At 64.7% G+C, this 16,117-nt stretch carries 12 protein-coding genes and 1 pseudogene; 9 read left to right on the top strand and 4 right to left on the bottom strand.

The window, feature by feature from the left end; all coding sequences use genetic code 11:
• Nucleotides 1-43 precede the first annotated feature (43 nt).
• On the bottom strand, nucleotides 44-2,044 hold the full coding sequence (gene tkt, locus ISX93_RS07780; protein ID WP_195778151.1) for a transketolase: 2,001 nt from the start codon (nucleotides 2,042-2,044) through the stop codon (nucleotides 44-46).
• A 286-nt stretch (nucleotides 2,045-2,330) separates the two neighbouring features.
• The gene (locus ISX93_RS07785) at nucleotides 2,331-3,332 is read right to left on the bottom strand and encodes an AraC family transcriptional regulator (RefSeq protein ID WP_229732104.1); all 1,002 of its coding nucleotides are present in this window, start codon (nucleotides 3,330-3,332) and stop codon (nucleotides 2,331-2,333) included.
• A gap of 176 nt (nucleotides 3,333-3,508) precedes the next feature.
• Between ISX93_RS07785 and ISX93_RS07790 the strand changes: the two genes are divergently transcribed.
• The 7 genes from ISX93_RS07790 to ISX93_RS07820 all read left to right on the top strand — a co-directional run bounded on the left by ISX93_RS07790 (nucleotide 3,509) and on the right by ISX93_RS07820 (nucleotide 11,929).
• Entirely contained in the window at nucleotides 3,509-4,333 is an 825-nt protein-coding gene (locus ISX93_RS07790) for an SDR family NAD(P)-dependent oxidoreductase (RefSeq protein WP_195778153.1), read from the top strand.
• 35 nt (nucleotides 4,334-4,368) lie between these two features.
• A complete protein-coding gene (locus ISX93_RS07795; protein WP_195778154.1) occupies nucleotides 4,369-5,202 on the top strand; it encodes an SDR family NAD(P)-dependent oxidoreductase in 834 nt (277 codons plus the stop codon).
• A 40-nt stretch (nucleotides 5,203-5,242) separates the two neighbouring features.
• On the top strand, nucleotides 5,243-6,034 hold the full coding sequence (locus ISX93_RS07800; protein ID WP_195778155.1) for an SDR family NAD(P)-dependent oxidoreductase: 792 nt from the start codon (nucleotides 5,243-5,245) through the stop codon (nucleotides 6,032-6,034).
• Nucleotides 6,035-7,002: 968 nt separating this feature from the next.
• Nucleotides 7,003-7,404: a carboxymuconolactone decarboxylase family protein gene (locus ISX93_RS07805; RefSeq protein WP_195778156.1), complete on the top strand. Its 402-nt coding sequence runs from the start codon at nucleotides 7,003-7,005 to the stop codon at nucleotides 7,402-7,404.
• 90 nt (nucleotides 7,405-7,494) lie between these two features.
• A complete protein-coding gene (locus tag ISX93_RS07810) occupies nucleotides 7,495-8,541 on the top strand; it encodes a 3-keto-5-aminohexanoate cleavage protein (RefSeq protein WP_195778157.1) in 1,047 nt (348 codons plus the stop codon).
• Between the two features lie 209 nt (nucleotides 8,542-8,750).
• Nucleotides 8,751-10,052, top strand: a complete 1,302-nt coding sequence (locus ISX93_RS07815) for an MFS transporter (RefSeq protein WP_308705307.1) — start codon at nucleotides 8,751-8,753, stop codon at nucleotides 10,050-10,052.
• Between the two features lie 212 nt (nucleotides 10,053-10,264).
• Nucleotides 10,265-11,929, top strand: a complete 1,665-nt coding sequence (locus ISX93_RS07820) for a SulP family inorganic anion transporter (RefSeq protein WP_195778158.1) — start codon at nucleotides 10,265-10,267, stop codon at nucleotides 11,927-11,929.
• A gap of 8 nt (nucleotides 11,930-11,937) precedes the next feature.
• On the opposite strand, the pseudogene ISX93_RS07825 reads toward ISX93_RS07820, so the two are convergent.
• Nucleotides 11,938-13,302: pseudogene (locus ISX93_RS07825) on the bottom strand (flavin monoamine oxidase family protein); the annotation flags it as partial.
• A gap of 116 nt (nucleotides 13,303-13,418) precedes the next feature.
• Between ISX93_RS07825 and ISX93_RS07830 the strand changes: the two are divergent.
• Both ISX93_RS07830 and ISX93_RS07835 read left to right on the top strand, forming a co-directional pair.
• Nucleotides 13,419-14,825: an adenosylmethionine--8-amino-7-oxononanoate transaminase gene (locus ISX93_RS07830; RefSeq protein WP_195778160.1), complete on the top strand. Its 1,407-nt coding sequence runs from the start codon at nucleotides 13,419-13,421 to the stop codon at nucleotides 14,823-14,825.
• A gap of 77 nt (nucleotides 14,826-14,902) precedes the next feature.
• A complete protein-coding gene (locus tag ISX93_RS07835; protein ID WP_195778161.1) occupies nucleotides 14,903-15,622 on the top strand; it encodes a 16S rRNA (uracil(1498)-N(3))-methyltransferase in 720 nt (239 codons plus the stop codon).
• A 16-nt stretch (nucleotides 15,623-15,638) separates the two neighbouring features.
• Here the strand turns inward: ISX93_RS07835 and ISX93_RS07840 are convergent, their stop codons facing one another.
• Nucleotides 15,639-16,109: a chemotaxis protein CheW gene (locus ISX93_RS07840; protein WP_195778162.1), complete on the bottom strand. Its 471-nt coding sequence runs from the start codon at nucleotides 16,107-16,109 to the stop codon at nucleotides 15,639-15,641.
• Nucleotides 16,110-16,117: the final 8 nt, after the last annotated feature.

Consider the following 16,117-nt stretch of genomic DNA (forward strand, 5'->3'; position numbering starts at 1 on the left):
CAATGTTTGAGCATCGCGAGCAAGCTCGCTCCTACAAGGACGATCAAGCGTCGAGCAGCTCGGCAGCAGTTTCCAGCACATTCTCGACAGTGAAGCCGAACTCCTCGAACAGCGCCGGTGCCGGTGCCGACTCGCCAAAGCTGGTCATGCCGATGATGCGCCCTTCCAGGCCCACATACTTGTACCAGTAATCCGCATGCGAAGCCTCGATGGCGATCCGCGCGCCGACCTGCAACGGCAGCACGTCCTGCTTGTAGCCGGCGTCCTGGGCATCGAACACGCTGGTACAGGGCATCGACACCACACGCACCTGGCGGCCCTGCGCACTGAGCTGGTCATACGCCTGAACCGCCAGACCGACTTCCGAGCCGGTGGCAATCAGGATCAGCTCCGGTTCGCCGGCGCAGTCTTTCAGCACATAAGCGCCACGGGCGATGTCGGCCAGTTGTTGCGCGTCACGCGACTGGTGCGGCAGGTTCTGCCGACTGAAGATCAGCGCGCTGGGGCCGTCATTGCGCTGGATGGCGAACTTCCAGGCCACCGCGGATTCCACCGCGTCACACGGCCGCCAGGTGTCCAGGTTCGGCGTACCGCGCAGGCTGGCCAGTTGCTCGATCGGCTGGTGCGTCGGGCCGTCTTCGCCCAGGCCGATGGAGTCGTGGGTGAACACATAGAGCACGCGTTGTTTCATCAATGCGGCCATGCGCACGGCATTGCGCGCGTATTCCATGAAGATCAGGAAGGTCGCACCGTAGGGCACGAAGCCACCGTGCAGGGCCACGCCGTTCATGATCGCGCACATGCCGAACTCGCGAACGCCGTAGTACATGTAGTTGCCTGAGGCATCCGCGGCAGACACGCCCTTGCAGCCTTTCCACAGGGTCAGGTTGGAGCCGGCCAGGTCGGCCGAACCACCGAGGAATTCCGGCAGCAGCGGGCCGAAGGCGTTCAGCGCATTCTGGCTGGCCTTGCGGCTGGCGATGGTTTCGCCCTTGGCGGCGACATCGGCCACATAGGCGGCGGACTTCTCGGCGAAGTCGGCCGGCAGCTCACCGGCCATGCGCCGCTTGAACTCGGCAGCCAGGTCGGGATGAGCGGCGGCGTAAGCGGCGAACTGGTCGTTCCACTCGGCTTCGCGGGCGGCACCGGCGGCCTTGGCATCCCACTCGGCATAGATGTCCGCCGGGATTTCGAACGGGCCATGGTTCCAGCCCAGCTGGGCGCGGGTGGCGGCGATCTCGTCGTTGCCCAGCGGGGCACCGTGGCACTCTTCCTTGCCGCCCTTGTTCGGCGAGCCGAAGCCGATCACCGTCTTGCAGCAGATCAGCGTCGGCCGCGCGGTTTCGCCACGGGCAGTCTGGATGGCGGTCTGGATTTCCTCGGCGTCATGCCCGTCGACATTGCGGATCACCTGCCAGCCGTAGGCCTCGAAGCGCGCCGGGGTGTCGTCGGTGAACCAGCCGTGCACTTCGCCGTCGATGGAGATGCCGTTGTCGTCGTAGAAGGCGATCAGCTTGCCCAGGCCCAGGGTGCCGGCCAGCGAGCAGACTTCATGGCTGATGCCTTCCATCATGCAGCCGTCGCCGAGGAAGGTGTAGGTGTGGTGGTCAACGATGGCGTGGCCGTCGCGGTTGAACTGCGCCGCCAGGACCTTTTCCGCCAGGGCGAAGCCGACCGCGTTGGCGATGCCCTGCCCCAGCGGGCCGGTGGTGGTTTCCACGCCGGGGGTGTAGCCGTACTCCGGATGTCCCGGGGTCTTGCTGTGCAGCTGGCGGAAGTTCTTCAGGTCGTCGATCGACAGGTCGTAGCCGGTCAGGTGCAGCAGCGAGTAGATCAGCATCGAGCCGTGGCCGTTGGACAGCACGAAACGGTCGCGGTCGGCCCACTGCGGATTCTGCGGATTGTGCTTGAGATGCTCGCGCCAGAGCACCTCGGCGATATCCGCCATGCCCATCGGGGCACCGGGGTGACCGCTGTTGGCTTTCTGCACGGCATCCATGCTGAGGGCACGAATGGCATTGGCACGCTCACGACGGCTGGGCATCGCTGATCTCCTGAGAGTCTGCTATTGAACCCGGATACTCCATTAGGCGACTCTGCGAGCCTACGCGAGCCATGACGATGCATTTGCGGCCATTTCCGCTGCCTGGTCGGCGCCCATAGACCGGCTATGCGCTTCTCCCAAGCAACCAAACTGCCTCGCAACTGCCCTCGCCATCATCTCGCGTCCTGCTGAACCATCCGGGTTGAAACACAGAGGGACGAAAAAGGCCGGCATTTTCGCCCAGCAGGCCACTGCGCGGCAATCACCGATGTGCGAACAGTGCGCTTTATCTATCGCTTTCACTGCCCGTAACGGACGCGGGGTGGCGGTTGCGCCAGGCGCTGGGGCTGCAGGCGAAACGCTGACTGAACCAACGGGAGAAGGCACTCAGCGCGGAAAAGCCCAGCAGCTCGGCAATATCCCCCAGCGGCCGCTCGCGGTTTTCCAGGTGGCGCAGCGCCAGCTCGCCGCGCACCTTGTCCAGCAGGCTGGAAAAGCTCTCGCCCTCGCGCTGCAGCTGGCGATGCAGGGTGCGGCGATCGCGGCCGAGGTGGCTGGCCACCTGCTCCACGGAACAACGCCCGCTCGGCAGCAGCATCCAGATCATCTGCCGTACCTGCTCGACCAGCGCCGTCCGGGCTTCCTGGCGAATGCTCTGCAGGTACTGATGGATGTAGCGTGACATCTGCGGATCGGCGGCAGGCAGCGGCCGGTCGAGATCGGCACTGCGACAGACAATGCCATCCACCACGCTGTTGAATTGCACCGGTGCACCGAAGGTTCGCTGGTAGATGGCGAGGTCTTTCGGCGCCGAATGGCTGAAGCACACCGCACGCGGCGCCCAGCCCTGCCCGAGCAGGCACTTGAGCAGGCGGTAGGTCACCGCGATCGACAGTTCCATGGCCTGCCGCACCGGCATATGGCCGACCGTCACCTGCTCCTCACGCAGCACCACCACGCCATTGTCCTCCTCAATGCGCATGACCAGTCCTTCGTTGTGCAGGTAGAGGTAATCGCGGAACGCTTCCAGCGCCTGGCGGATGCTCGGCTCGTCGCGCAGCAGCAGTGCCAGCGGGCCAAGATTGGACAGGCTGCGGGTTTCGGCCATGCGCATGCCGAAATCTTCGACTCCGGCCAGCCGTGCGGAGTTCTCCAGCAACCGCGCGACGGCTTCCAGCGGAATCTTCAGATCAAGCTGCTGCAGACAATTCGGATTCAGCTCGACCGCGCGCAACTGCTGCAACGGGTCGACACCGAGCGCGCGGGCGATCTCCGCGTAGTTGGTCAAACAAGCACTGCGTACCAGACCGCCCAAGCTCACCTCTCATCAATGCAGCAAATGGCATTACTGTCTGTGCAGTGTTGCCGACTGTCCCAGAATGTCAAACAAACGTCCCGCTCAGTCAAATTTGACGACGCGACCATCGGCACAATGGGCTCCCGAATCGAGCTTGGAGAGCGACCATGCAACTCAACAATCGTATCGCCGTCATCACTGGTGCCGCTGGCGGTCTCGGCATGGGCCTGGCCCGCCGCTTCGCCCGCGAAGGTGCGAAACTGGCGCTGCTCGACATCAATCTGGCAGGTGTCACCCAGCTGGCTGAAGAACTCAAGGCCGAAGGTGCCGAGTGCCTGGCGCTGCACTGCGACGTATCGTCCAGCGCTGCGGTGGACGCCGCCTTCGCCGCAGTCGAGGCGCACTTCGGGCGGATCGACATTCTGCTCAACAACGCCGCTCTGGTACCGGAAAAGCCCGAGGACGAAGAGCGCCGCAAGCGTCATTACGCACTGCTGACCCAGCCGGTGCCCCGCCAATCGCTGGAAATCACCAGAAACATGAGTGATGCGCAGTGGAAACGCTTCTGGGCAGTGAATGTCGACGGCGTGTTCTTCTGCACCCGCGCCGCCCTGCAGCGCATGGAACCGCAGCGTTACGGACGCATCATCAACATCGCCAGCATCGCCGGCATTTCCGCGATGAGCGCCCACAGCCCGCACTACAGCGCCACCAAGGGTGCGGTGGTGGCCTTTACCCGCGCAGTGGCCTACGAAGTGGCCGGCGCCAACGTGCTGGTCAACGCCATCTGCCCGGGCGGCGTGCTGACCCCGCCGATGAACGACTTCCTCAGCCGGCAGTCGCCGGAGCAGCTCAACGTGCTGAACCAGATCCTGCCGCTGGGGCGCATGGGCAAGCCGGAAGAGTACGCGGCGCTGGCCGTGCATCTGGCTTCCGACGAGTGCTATCTGGTCGGTACAGTCATCAATGCCTCCGGCGGAACCGTCATCTGACGGCCGCCGCCACCCCATTGCACGGATATCCGCAGATGCACGACTTCGCCAACAAGACCGTCTATATCACCGGCGCCGCCAGCGGCATGGGCCTGCTCACCGCCAAGCGCCTGGCCGGACTGGGCGCTCATATCGTCTGTTTTGAGCGCTCGCCAAACGATGCAGCCCTGGCCGAAATACAGGCCGCCTGCCTGACCCCGACGCAACAGGTGCGGCGCTACCAGCTGGATGTGGCCAACCGCGATCAGGTGCTGGCAGTCATCGCCCAGGCAGCGGTACAAGCCGGCAGCCCTGACCTGTTGGTGCACATGGCCGGGATCGGCGGCGTGGCCGAGTTTGTCGACATGCCCTTCGAGCAGTTCGACCAGATGCTGCAGATCAACCTGTACGGCACCCGCCACGTCTGTGAAGCGGTGCTCCCGTTGATGCTCCAGCGCGGCCACGGCCACTTGCTGCTGGTCGGCTCAATGGGCGGCATAGTCCCGGTTTACGGCTACACCGCCTACGGCACCTCGAAATTCGCCGTGGTCGGTTTCGCCCAGAGCCTGCGCTACGAACTCAAGCCGCGCGGCATCCAGGTGCAGTGTTTCTGCCCCGGCGAAGTGGCCACCCCGGCGCTGGCCGCCGAACGCGAGGCAACCCATCCAGCAACCAGGGCGCTCAAGCTGATCGGCGGCACGCTGACTACGGATCAGGCCATCGACGGCCTGCTGGCCGGGCTGCAGCGCGGCGAGTTCTTCATCACCCCGGGCTGGAAGACCCGCCTGGTCCACTGGGCCGTTCGCCTGACGCCACCCGCGCTCTGGCAGCTGATTACCGACGGCATTGTCAGCCGGGCCTTGCGCCAGTCGCGCAACAATCCGGCCTGACCCTACACTCAGACATCCCCCTGTCCTGTTGGAGCGTTCCATGAATCTCACCCGCCTCAACCCCAGGTTGCCCAAATGGTCAGCGAGCAAGGTCTGGGTGATCGGCGCCTCCAGTGGCATCGGCGCCACCGTGGCCAGGCATCTGCTGGAGGCCGGCGCCCAGGTGGCGATCTCCGCGCGCCGCAGCGAAGCGTTGCAAGCCATGGCCGGGCAATACGGCAATGCTCGCGCGGTGCCGCTGGACATCACCGACAGCAAGGCCTTCAGCGCCGCCTGGAAAAAACTGCGGCGCAGCTGGGGCAAAGTCGATCTGGTGTTGTTCGTCGCCGGCAGCTACACGCCGACCCGCGCCTGGACTCTGGAAGCGGAGTCGATCAACCGCACCCTGGACCTCAACCTCGGTTCGATCATGCGTGCCTGCGGCGTACTGGTACCTGACCTGATCAGGGACGGCGCCGGCGCCATCGGCTTGGTGTCCAGCGTCGCCGCTTACGGTGGCATGCCCAACTGCATCACCTACGGCCCGACCAAGGCGGCCCTGAGCAACTTCGCCGAGGCGCTGTACATCGACCTGCATGAGAAGAACCTGGGGGTCTACCTGATCTCCCCCGGCTTCGTCCGCACCGAGGCGGTGGAAGAGGTCAACGAGTTCTACATGCCGGCGCTGATGGAACCGGACGATGCCGCCCGGGCGATGCTGCAGGGGCTGCAGCGCGGCGAATTCGACATTCACTTCCCCAAGCGTTTCACCAGTTTCCTCAAGGGCCTGCACACGCTGCCCTACAGCGTTTATTTCAAGGCCATGCTGCAGTTGGCCAAGAGTCTGAAATAGGGTTCTGTGAGGATTGCCGGGGTGGAGCCTTGGCTGACGCCGGACTGGCAATCCGCTGTGTAATGGCCGATTTCTGGCGGAGCCGATTGTTGCGGCTGCCTGATAGTTCCGGTTGCGCCCCGCCGGGCGCCTCACTTTTCTTTGCTTGTGCAAAGAAAAGTAAGCAAAACACACCCCGGCATCCGGGTCTCGCTGCGCTCGACTTCCCTCGCTCCTGTGCAGCTACGGGGGCCGTCACGAAGGGACGTCCCTGTCCCTTCGCTCCTTGCTCGGCGTCCTGCCTCGCATCCCCCTGCGCAACACCTCCACTCGGCCTCCTGACGGGGAGTCGGCGCGCCTGAGCCAGAAATTCTCCGTCGAAGTAACGAGTCGTCTGCCAGCTTGATTGTCGCGTTTGGCTGCAATGACTGGGCCGGGGCAGGTCCCGTCAGGAGGGCGAGCGGAATCGGTGTGGAAGGGGTTGAGCGGCATGGATACCGCGAGAGCCACGATGGGCCAAGGAAGGCCCTTCGGGGCGTGCCCCTGGAGCGCCGATGGAGCGAGCGAACCCGCAACGTAACGCAGCGAAGTGCAGGGCCGGATGTCGGGGGCGCTTTCTCTCTGGTTACTCTCTCTTGACTCGCGGCGCTCGCCCTTCGGGCCAGCCTGCGGCTGTTACTTCGCTTCGCTACGTTTGCGCAAACAAAGAGAGAGTGACTCGCCGTGCAAGGCGAAACCTGTGCCCATGGGCCGAGGAAAGCGCTGCGCACGGTAACCACAGTGGGGGCAGGCAAACAAAGAGCCTCCGCGACTTTCTTGCCAGCCCGGCATCCAACCAGTCCATCCCCACGGGGTCCAATGCCGGCCGGTCCGGCGCTCCACAGCCCGTCCCGAAATGTCAAATCAATGCCCCGAAAGGTCAAACAAACACCGTTCAATCGGACTAAATTAAACCCATCGCCAGCCCCATCTCGATTGAGGTTTCTGCCATGAGCAACGCCACCCAGAACAGCGCCACCCCCGTCAGCGATGCCATGCGCGCCGCTGGCAACTGGAACCCCAACTGGGACGCGCTGGCTGAGCTGGACGCCGGCTATACCGAAAAATTCGTCGCCATGGGCGCCCATGCCATGCAGAACTGCGGGCTGGATGCGCTGACCATCGAGCTGATCGCCATCGCCGTGGATGCCTCCTGCACCCATATGTATGCCCCGGGCACCCGCCGCCACATCCGCAAGGCGCTGGAGCTGGGCGCGACCCGCCAGCAGATCTTCGGCGTGCTGCAACTGGTCTCGGTGCTAGGCATCCACTCGGTCGCCCTCGGCGCGCCGATCCTGCTTGACGAAGAGCAGAAGCTGGCCACTGATGGCCCGATGCAGGGCACCTACTGATTTTGCACAACGGCGCTGCCCAACCGGCACAGCACCTGTAAACAACGCCCGGCCTGGCCGGACAAACATTGATCCATAGAGGGCACCACCATGTTCTATACCCACGACTCGCTGTTCCCGGAAAATCAGGAAAAACTCGTCATCACCGCCGCCCCCTACGGCCCCGGCTTCGTACCAAGTGATTCGGACGACATTCCAGTGACCATGGACGAGCAGGTACAGAAAGCGGTCGACTGCTACAACGCCGGCGCCACCGTGCTGCACATCCATGTCCGCGAGGATGACGGCAAGGGCTCCAAGCGCCTGTCCAAGTTCGAGGAAATGCTCGGTCGCCTGCGCACAGCCGTGCCGAAGATGATCCTGCAGGTTGGCGGTTCGATCTCCTTTGCTCCGGAAGAAGGCCAGGAAGCCGTGTGGCCGGGCAACGATGCGCGCCATGCACTGGCCCTGCTCGAACCCAAACCGGATCAGGTGACCATCGCCATCAACACCACCAGCATGAACATCACTGAACTGATGAGCGCACGTGATGTGGCCGGTACCTCGCTAGGCGACCCGGCCATGCAGGCGGCCTACCGCGACATGTGGCTGGAGGCCGGCCCGACCTTCTACGAAACCAACCTCAAGGCCCTGTGTGACAACGGCATCCAGCCCTATTTCATGCTGCAGCACGTGCATTCCCTGGAAACCGTCGAGCACATCGTGCGCAACGGCCTGTACATGGGCCCGTTGAACCTGACCTACGTGGCCATCGGTGGCGGCGCTGCCGGCCGTCATCCGTCCGACCTTATCGAGTTCGCCCTGCGCACCCCGGACGGCGCGCTGCTGACCAACGAATCGCTGATGCGCAGCATGCACCCGACCAACGCCATCGCCATCGCCCTCGGCCATCACGTGCGCGTCGGTATCGAAGACAACCTCTATGGTCCGCGCCACGAGCGCATGACCACGGTGGAGCAGATCCAGTGGTGCGTGAAGCAGGCCGAGCACCTCGGCCGTGACGTCGCCAGCGCTGACGAAGCCCGTGCACTGTCGAAGATCGGCGTGACCTACAACAGCGTGGATGAAACCTTGCGCAATCTCGGCTGGGCGCCGAACCGCAAGCCGGGCCAGCGTGGTCGGCCAATGTGGAGCTAAGCGGAAGGGCATGACCGCAGGTTGGGTTGAACCGCAACGCGGAGCAGCCCAACGGGGCGGCACATTGCTTGTGCCTGCACGAAATGCCGGGCTTCGCTACGCTCAACCCAACCTACGACTGGTTGAAGACTCTTGTGCTACTCAGGCGCGAGTTCTGAGACGCCCATACAGCCGTCTCATTCGCTGCGCGCAAACTCTGGAGTGTATCTGTGGCCCTGCCTCTACCCGATTCAAATGCCGACTGTCACACCGCTGAAAACCCTCCGGTTTCGCGTGGCTATGCCTGGCTGGTGTTCGCCCTGACCTTCGGTTTGATGCTGTCCGACTACATGTCGCGTCAGGTAATCAATGCCATTTTTCCCTCGCTCAAGGCTGAATGGGCGCTGAGCGACACCCAACTGGGCGCATTGGTCAGCGTGGTGGCCCTCACTGTTGGCGTGATGACCTTCCCGGTTTCGCTGCTGGCGGATCGCTGGGGCCGGGTCAAAAGCGCCACCGCGATGGCCATCGTCTGGGGCCTGGCCACCATCGCCTGTGGTCTCTCCGGCAACTTCCTGCTGATGTTCATCGCCCGCGGCATAGTCGGTCTCGGCGAGGCCGGCTACGGCAGCGCCGGCGGGGCGATTCTGCTCAGTGTGTTCCCGCGGCGGCTGCACTCTACGGTGATCGGCGCCTTTCTCGCCGCTGCGCTGTTCGGCTCGGTACTCGGGGTAATGTTCGGCGGCGTGATTGCCCAGCACTATGGCTGGCGCATGGCGTTCATTCTGGTCGGCGCCGGCGGTCTGCTTCTCGCGCTGATCTATCCGCTGGTGGTGCGTGAACCACCACCCCAGGGAGGCGCACACAGCGCACGCATGCCGATCAGGCAGGTGTTGCGCGAACTGCTGACCACCCGCACAGCGCTGTGGACCTACTTAGGCTCAGGCCTGCTGATGTTCATTCAAGGCGCAGTAATTGCCTGGATGCCCAGCTACCTGAACCGCTACCACGCCATGGACATGGCGCAATCCGCCATGGGCGCAGGCCTGCTGGTACTGGTCGCCGGCATCGGCATGGTGTTCGGCGGCGCCCTGGTGGATCGTCTGAGCCGCCACAACAATCAGAACAAGCTGCGCATACCCATGCTCTACGCCCTGATTTCCGCAATGGTCCTGCTGCTGGCTTTCGCCCTGCCGCCAGGCACTGCGCAACTGCTGTTGATCGGCCTTGGGCTGCTGATCAGTGGTGGCTTCGCCGGCCCTTCCGGCTCGGCAGTGGCAGACGTCACACCAGCGGCGATTCATGCCACCGCCTTCGCCACCCTGACCCTGGCCAACAACATCTTCGGTCTGGCACCCGGTCCGTTTATCACCGGCGCCCTGGCTGACGCCTACAGCCTGCAGGACGCCATGCAACTGGTGCCGCTGGTAGGCTTTGCTTCGGCGGCAGCCTATCTGCTGGCCAGCCGGCATTACCGGCGCGATCTGCAGCGCTTTCACCCAGAGGCCGCGCCAGCGCTAGGTCCCGCATGAGCAGACACTGCCATGCGATTTGCGGCAAACGTAGCGACGGCCGTTCGGTTGACGCGCCAAGCGCCCGAACAAACAGCGCATACAGGCTGCTTTATAGGGGCTGAGCGGCTGTCTTTGTATGCTGCTGGGCGGATTTATGTTGAACGGTGCACGCAGACTGTCCCGGCCGGCCGTGCGCAAGCACCGTGCTCAATCAGGTAAGAGGTGACTGCATGTTGTTCTGGCTTAGAAACTATCGCCGCGAGTTGCTGAGCGGAGACCTGACTGCCGGCATCATCGTCGTGCTGATGCTGGTGCCGCAGGGCATGGCCTATGCGCTGGTGGCCGGGCTGCCGCCGGTGGCCGGACTCTATGCGAGTATCCTGCCGGCCCTGACCTATGCACTGTTCGGCAGCAGCATGGTGCAGTCGGTCGGGCCGATGGCAATTACCTCGTTGATGACGGCCACTTCACTGGCATCACTGGCGCCAGCCGGCTCGGCACTGTATTCGGCCATGGCCGCGCAGATGGCCCTGATTGCCGGCGTGGTGCTGCTGCTCTGCGGCATCTTTCGCCTGGGTTTCCTGTCGAACTTTCTCAGTCGGCCAGTGATGAGCGGCTTTACCTGCGGTGCTGCCATCATCATCGCCGTCAGCCAGCTGAAGACCCTGCTTGGTGGCTCGCTGAGCAGTTTCAACCTGCCCGGGGCAAGCATCGGTGCGGGTTCCCTGCTGCTGCTCTGGCTGGCCAGGAATCACCTCCCGGCGCTACTCAAGCGGCTGGGGCTGCCGGCCAAAGGGGCTGACATCCTGAGCAAACTGGCCCCGGCGCTGACCCTGCTGCTGGCCATCCTGGTGATCGTCAAGATGGGCTGGCTTGGGCAAGTGGCTCTGGTTGGTCCGATTCCCGCCGGCCTGCCAGGACTGGGGATCGCGCTTTCGCTGGAGCAGTTGCGCAGCCTGCTGCTGCCGGCGCTGCTGATCGGCTTCATGATCTTTCTGTCCGGTCAATCGGCCGCGGTGACCCTGGCCCAGAAGCGCAACGAGCGCATCAATACCGACCAGGAACTGCTTGGCCTCGGTGCGGCGAATCTGGCCAGTGCCGTTTCCGGCGGCTTCCCGGTGACCGGCAGCATCTCGCGCTCGGCGGTCAACCAGGCGGCGGGCGCCAACACCCCGCTGGCCACCCTGGTTACCGCCGGCCTGCTGGCGATCATCCTCTGCGTGCCCACTGGCTGGCTGGCCCTGCTGCCGCTGCCGGCCCTGGCGGCCACCATCATCATCGCCGTGCTCGGCATGCTCGATTTCGACACCCCGCGCCTGGCGCTGCGGCATGACCGCGGTGATGCCTTGGCCTGGCTGGCGACGCTCGCCGGCGTCCTCCTGCTGGGAGTCGAGGAAGGCGTGGTGCTGGGGTTGATCCTCTCGCTCGGCACGGTCATCGCCCGCGCAAGCCGCCCGCACATTGCCATCCTCGGGCGCCTGCCGGGTACCGAGCACTTCCGCAACGTGGAACGCTACCCGGTGGAAACCCTGCCGCACCTGCTGATGTTGCGCATCGATGCCGGGTTGTTTTTTGGCAACGCCGAGGTGATCACCGGGCAGATCATGCACGCGGTGCAACCGGCAACGCGGCAAGTGCTGCTGGTGATGTCGGCGGTCAACCAGATCGACACCACCGGGCTGTATGCTCTGGTCGAGCTCAACCGCAACCTGGCCCGACAGGGTATCCAGCTGCACATGAGCGAGGTCAAGGGGCAGGTGATGGATCGTCTGCAGCACAGCAGCCTGTTGCTGCAAAACCTGAGCGGCAAGGTTTTCCTCAGTACCGCCGCTGCTTTCAGCGAACTGTTCGATTCAGCCATGCACGCGCCAGACAGTCGACGCGCTGCGGATTAATCCGTGGCTGCGCGCAGCGCTTCAACCTGCTGCGCGGCACGCTGGCCGCTGCGCAGGGCACCTTCGAGGGTACCCGGATACAGCGCGTCGGTGTGTTCGCCGGCGAATAGCAGCCGCCCCAGCGGCTGTTCCCACAAGCGCCAGTAACGGCTGATCTCGCCCGGGCCGTAGGCCAGGTAGGCGCCGCCGGCCAGCGGGTCGGTACCCGTGCGGCGCATCTCGAAGCCGCTGAAGGCAGCGCGCGCGCCGGGGTAGTACTTGTCCAGGCGCAGCAACACCTGGTCGACCATCTGCCGGTCATTGAAGGCCTTCATCAGGCGCGCATTGTCCCCGGAGATATTCACCAGCAGGTTGGCGCCGCCCTTGGGTGCCGGCTCGATCCACATCACCCCGACCCCCTGGTTGCTGAAGATCTCTCCGGTCAGGCGCGTGTTGCCCCAGAACGGCTTGCGGAACTTGAGCAGCATCTGCTCGCGCCAACCGTAGTTGATGTCCTTCAGCGCCGCCTGCTGCAAGGCCGGCAGCGCCGGTGTCAGGCTGATCCGCGCCAGCGCCGGCAGCGGCACGCTGAGGATCACATAGTCCGCGTGGTAGCCGGCGGCGCCGACCTTGACTGTCACCCCGTCTGCCGTCTGGGTGACGGCTTCCACCCGGGCCCCGGTCTTGAGGGTCTGCAGTTGCTTGACCAGCGCCTGGGCCAGCACCTGACTGCCACCCGGCAAGCGCTCGCTGCGCAGCTGGATGGTCGGGCGGCCGCGATAGACCCGGCTCTGCTGGACCAGGTAGAGCAGCGCCAGGCGCGATGGCTCGTCGTAGCGCGAGCGGATGCGCTGCTCGATCAACGCGCGGGCGGTTGCCGGCAGGGCCAGCTGATCCAGCCAGCGAGCCACGCTCAGCTGATCCAGGCCGCGCAACCGGGCACTGGCCAGCGGTTGCAGGGGGTCATCCAGTTGTGCCGCCAGCCCGTCGAGCGCCTGCTCGTAGCCCAGGATGGCCGCGGCGACCGCCGGTTGCTGCTGCTCCAGCTCGGCCTGGGTGAACAGCTTTCCATCGATCAGGTAGGACGCTGCGCGCACATACTCGGGCGCCGCCTGCGTGTGCAGCTTGAACCGCGCCAGGTACTGGTGCAGCACGGGCTGCAACTCTGCGCTGCCCAGCCACTCGGCAGACGCCACCCCCGCGCGGCCACCGACAGTGGGGCGCGCTTCGAGCACGGTCACCTGCCAGCCTTGTTCCTGCAGCTCAAAGGCGGCGGCCAGCCCGGAAAACCCGGCACCGACCACGATGACCGAGGGTTGTGCCGGTTTGGCCTGCACCAGCGCACTGCCCAGCAACAACCCGAGCAGCGCCACGCGCCATCCAGTGATCGACATCTTTGCTCTCCAGCTTCAGCGAGGCCGCGCAGCATACGCCGGGGCACCCCCACCGGCCAGCCATAAGCGGCCGGCGGTTCTGGTAGGCTGCGCAGATTATTCGAGGAGAACCGTCAATGAGCCTGAATGCCGAGTGGATGCAGCGTGACCTGAAAGTGCTATGGCATCCCTGCACGCAGATGAAGGATCACGAGACCCTGCCGCTGATCCCGATCCGCCGCGGTGAAGGGGTGTGGCTGGAAGATTTCGATGGCAAGCGCTACCTGGACGCGGTCAGCTCCTGGTGGGTCAATGTGTTCGGTCACGGCAACCCGCGGATCAACCAGCGCATCCGCGAGCAGCTCGACAACCTTGAGCATGTGATGCTCGCCGGCTTCAGCCACGCGCCTGTGATCGAGCTGTCCGAGCGCCTGGTGCAGATCACCCCGGCCGGTCTGGAGCGGGTGTTCTACGCCGACAACGGCTCGTCGGGCATCGAGGTGGCGCTTAAGATGAGCTACCACTACTGGCTCAACTGCGGGCAGCCGGCGAAGAAACGCTTCGTCACGCTGACCAACAGTTACCACGGCGAAACCGTGGCGGCCATGTCGGTGGGCGACGTGGCACTGTTCACCGACACCTACAAGGCGCTGCTGCTGGACACCATCAAGGTACCTAGCCCGGACTGCTACCTGCGCCCCGAGGGCATGGGCTGGGAAGAACACTCGCGCAACCTGTTCGCCGCCATGGAGCAGACCCTGGCCGAGCATCACCAGGAAGTCGCCGCGGTGATCGTCGAGCCGCTGATCCAGGGCGCCGGCGGCATGCGCATGTATCACCCGGTCTACCTCACCCTGCTGCGCGAGGCCTGCGACCGCTACGGCGTGCACCTGATTCACGACGAGATCGCCGTTGGCTTCGGCCGCACCGGAACCATGTTCGCCTGCGAGCAGGCCGGCATCACTCCGGACTTTCTGGTGCTGTCCAAGGCACTGACCGGTGGTTATCTGCCGATGGCTGCAGTGCTGACCACCAACACCGTGTATCAGGCGTTCTACGACGACTACGCCACCCTGCGCGCCTTCCTGCATTCCCACACCTACACCGGCAACCCGCTGGCCTGCGCCGCCGCCCTGGCGACGCTGGACATCTTCCGCGACGACAACGTCATCGAGGCCAACCAGGTGCTTGCCGCGCGGATGGCCAGCGCCACCGCGCACCTGGTCGAGCACCCGCATGTGGCCGAAGTGCGCCAGACCGGCATGGCCCTGGCCATCGAGATGGTCAAGGACAAGCCAGGCAAAACCGCCTATGCCTGGCAGGAACGCCGCGGTCTCAAGGTCTACCAGCACGCGCTGGAACGCGGCGCCCTGCTGCGTCCGCTGGGCAGCGTGGTGTACTTCCTGCCGCCCTATGTGATCACCCCGGAGCAGATCGACTTTCTTGCCGAGGTCGCCAGCGAAGGCATCGATCTGGCCACCCGCAACAGCGTGAGCATAAGCGTCGGAGCGAACCTCTACCCCAACCACCGCGATCCCGGCTGAGTCCTGCCACAGGCTACAAGCCAGCCGCCGGAAGCAGTAAGCTGGCGGCTTCCAGACTTCCCCCTGCAGTTGCCGCCATGCGCCTATCCCGCTTCTTCATCGATGCCCCGCTGGCTCTGGGCCAGCACCAACTGCCTGAAGCCCAGGCCCACTACATCGCTCGCGTGCTGCGCCTGGGCACGGGGGCCGCGCTGCAGTTGTTCGACGGCAGTGGCCAGGAATACCGCGGCGAGATCATCGAGGCCGGGAAAAAGTCGGTGTGCGTGGAATTGCGCGAACAGGTTGCCGGGCTTGCCGAGTCCGGCTTGCGCATCCACCTGGGCCAGGGCCTGTCGCGCGGGGAGCGCATGGACTGGGCGATCCAGAAGGCCACCGAACTTGGCGTGGCCCAGATCACGCCGATCATTTCCGCCCGTTGCGAGGTGCGCCTGAAGGATGAACGCGCGGACAAGCGCATGAGTCACTGGCGCCAGGTGGCCATCAGCGCCTGCGAACAGTGCGGGCGCTCAGTATTGCCGGTGCTGCAGGCACCGGTCGAACTGGATGAGTGGCTGGCGCAGGCCAGCGCCGAACTGAAGCTGGTGTTGCACCCGCTGGCCGAACCGCTGGTGAGCCATGCCCGGCCGGGATCGCTGGCCTTCCTGATCGGCCCCGAGGGTGGTTTGACGGATACGGAAGTGGGCCAGGCGCAGGCCGCCGGCTTCCAGGCCGCGCGACTCGGACCACGGGTGCTGCGCACGGAAACCGCGCCGGTGGTGGCGCTGGCGGTGGCACAGCAATTGTGGGGAGATTTCTAGGTCGGGCTGACGAAAGTCAGATCACCCCGGCATCGGCCAACAATTGCTCAAGCCCGATCAGGTCCGGAATTTTCACCACGGAGTCGTCGAGCAACGCGGCCTGCAGCTCCAGCGGTGCCAGGGGGCTATCCACAGGTGCCAGTTTGGCATCGACCTTGATCGAGTGCGGGATACCCTGCAGCAGCAGGGCGATGAACTTGACCTGCGGCCTGCCACCCAGCGCATTCAGCACGGCCACCCGGCAACCGGGGCCCACCTGCGCGACGCCACCGGAAGCGGCCTCGAAAGACAGCAGTGGCAGGCGTAATTCGCGCCAGCTGATCTGCCCCAGCAGCCAGGCCGGCATTCCCGAGGTGGTCTGCGGAGCGCGATAGGGCACCAGTTCAGCCAGGGCGACGTTGGGTAGCAGCAAAGTGCGATCTGCCAGCGGCAGCAACAGCCCCGTGAGGGTCTCTTCCCGGCTCTTGGTGGCGACGGCTTGGCTCATGCATGACT

Origin of the sequence: Pseudomonas sp. N040 (assembly GCF_015637705.1) — a bacterium.
Taxonomy (GTDB): Bacteria; Pseudomonadota; Gammaproteobacteria; order Pseudomonadales; family Pseudomonadaceae; genus Aquipseudomonas.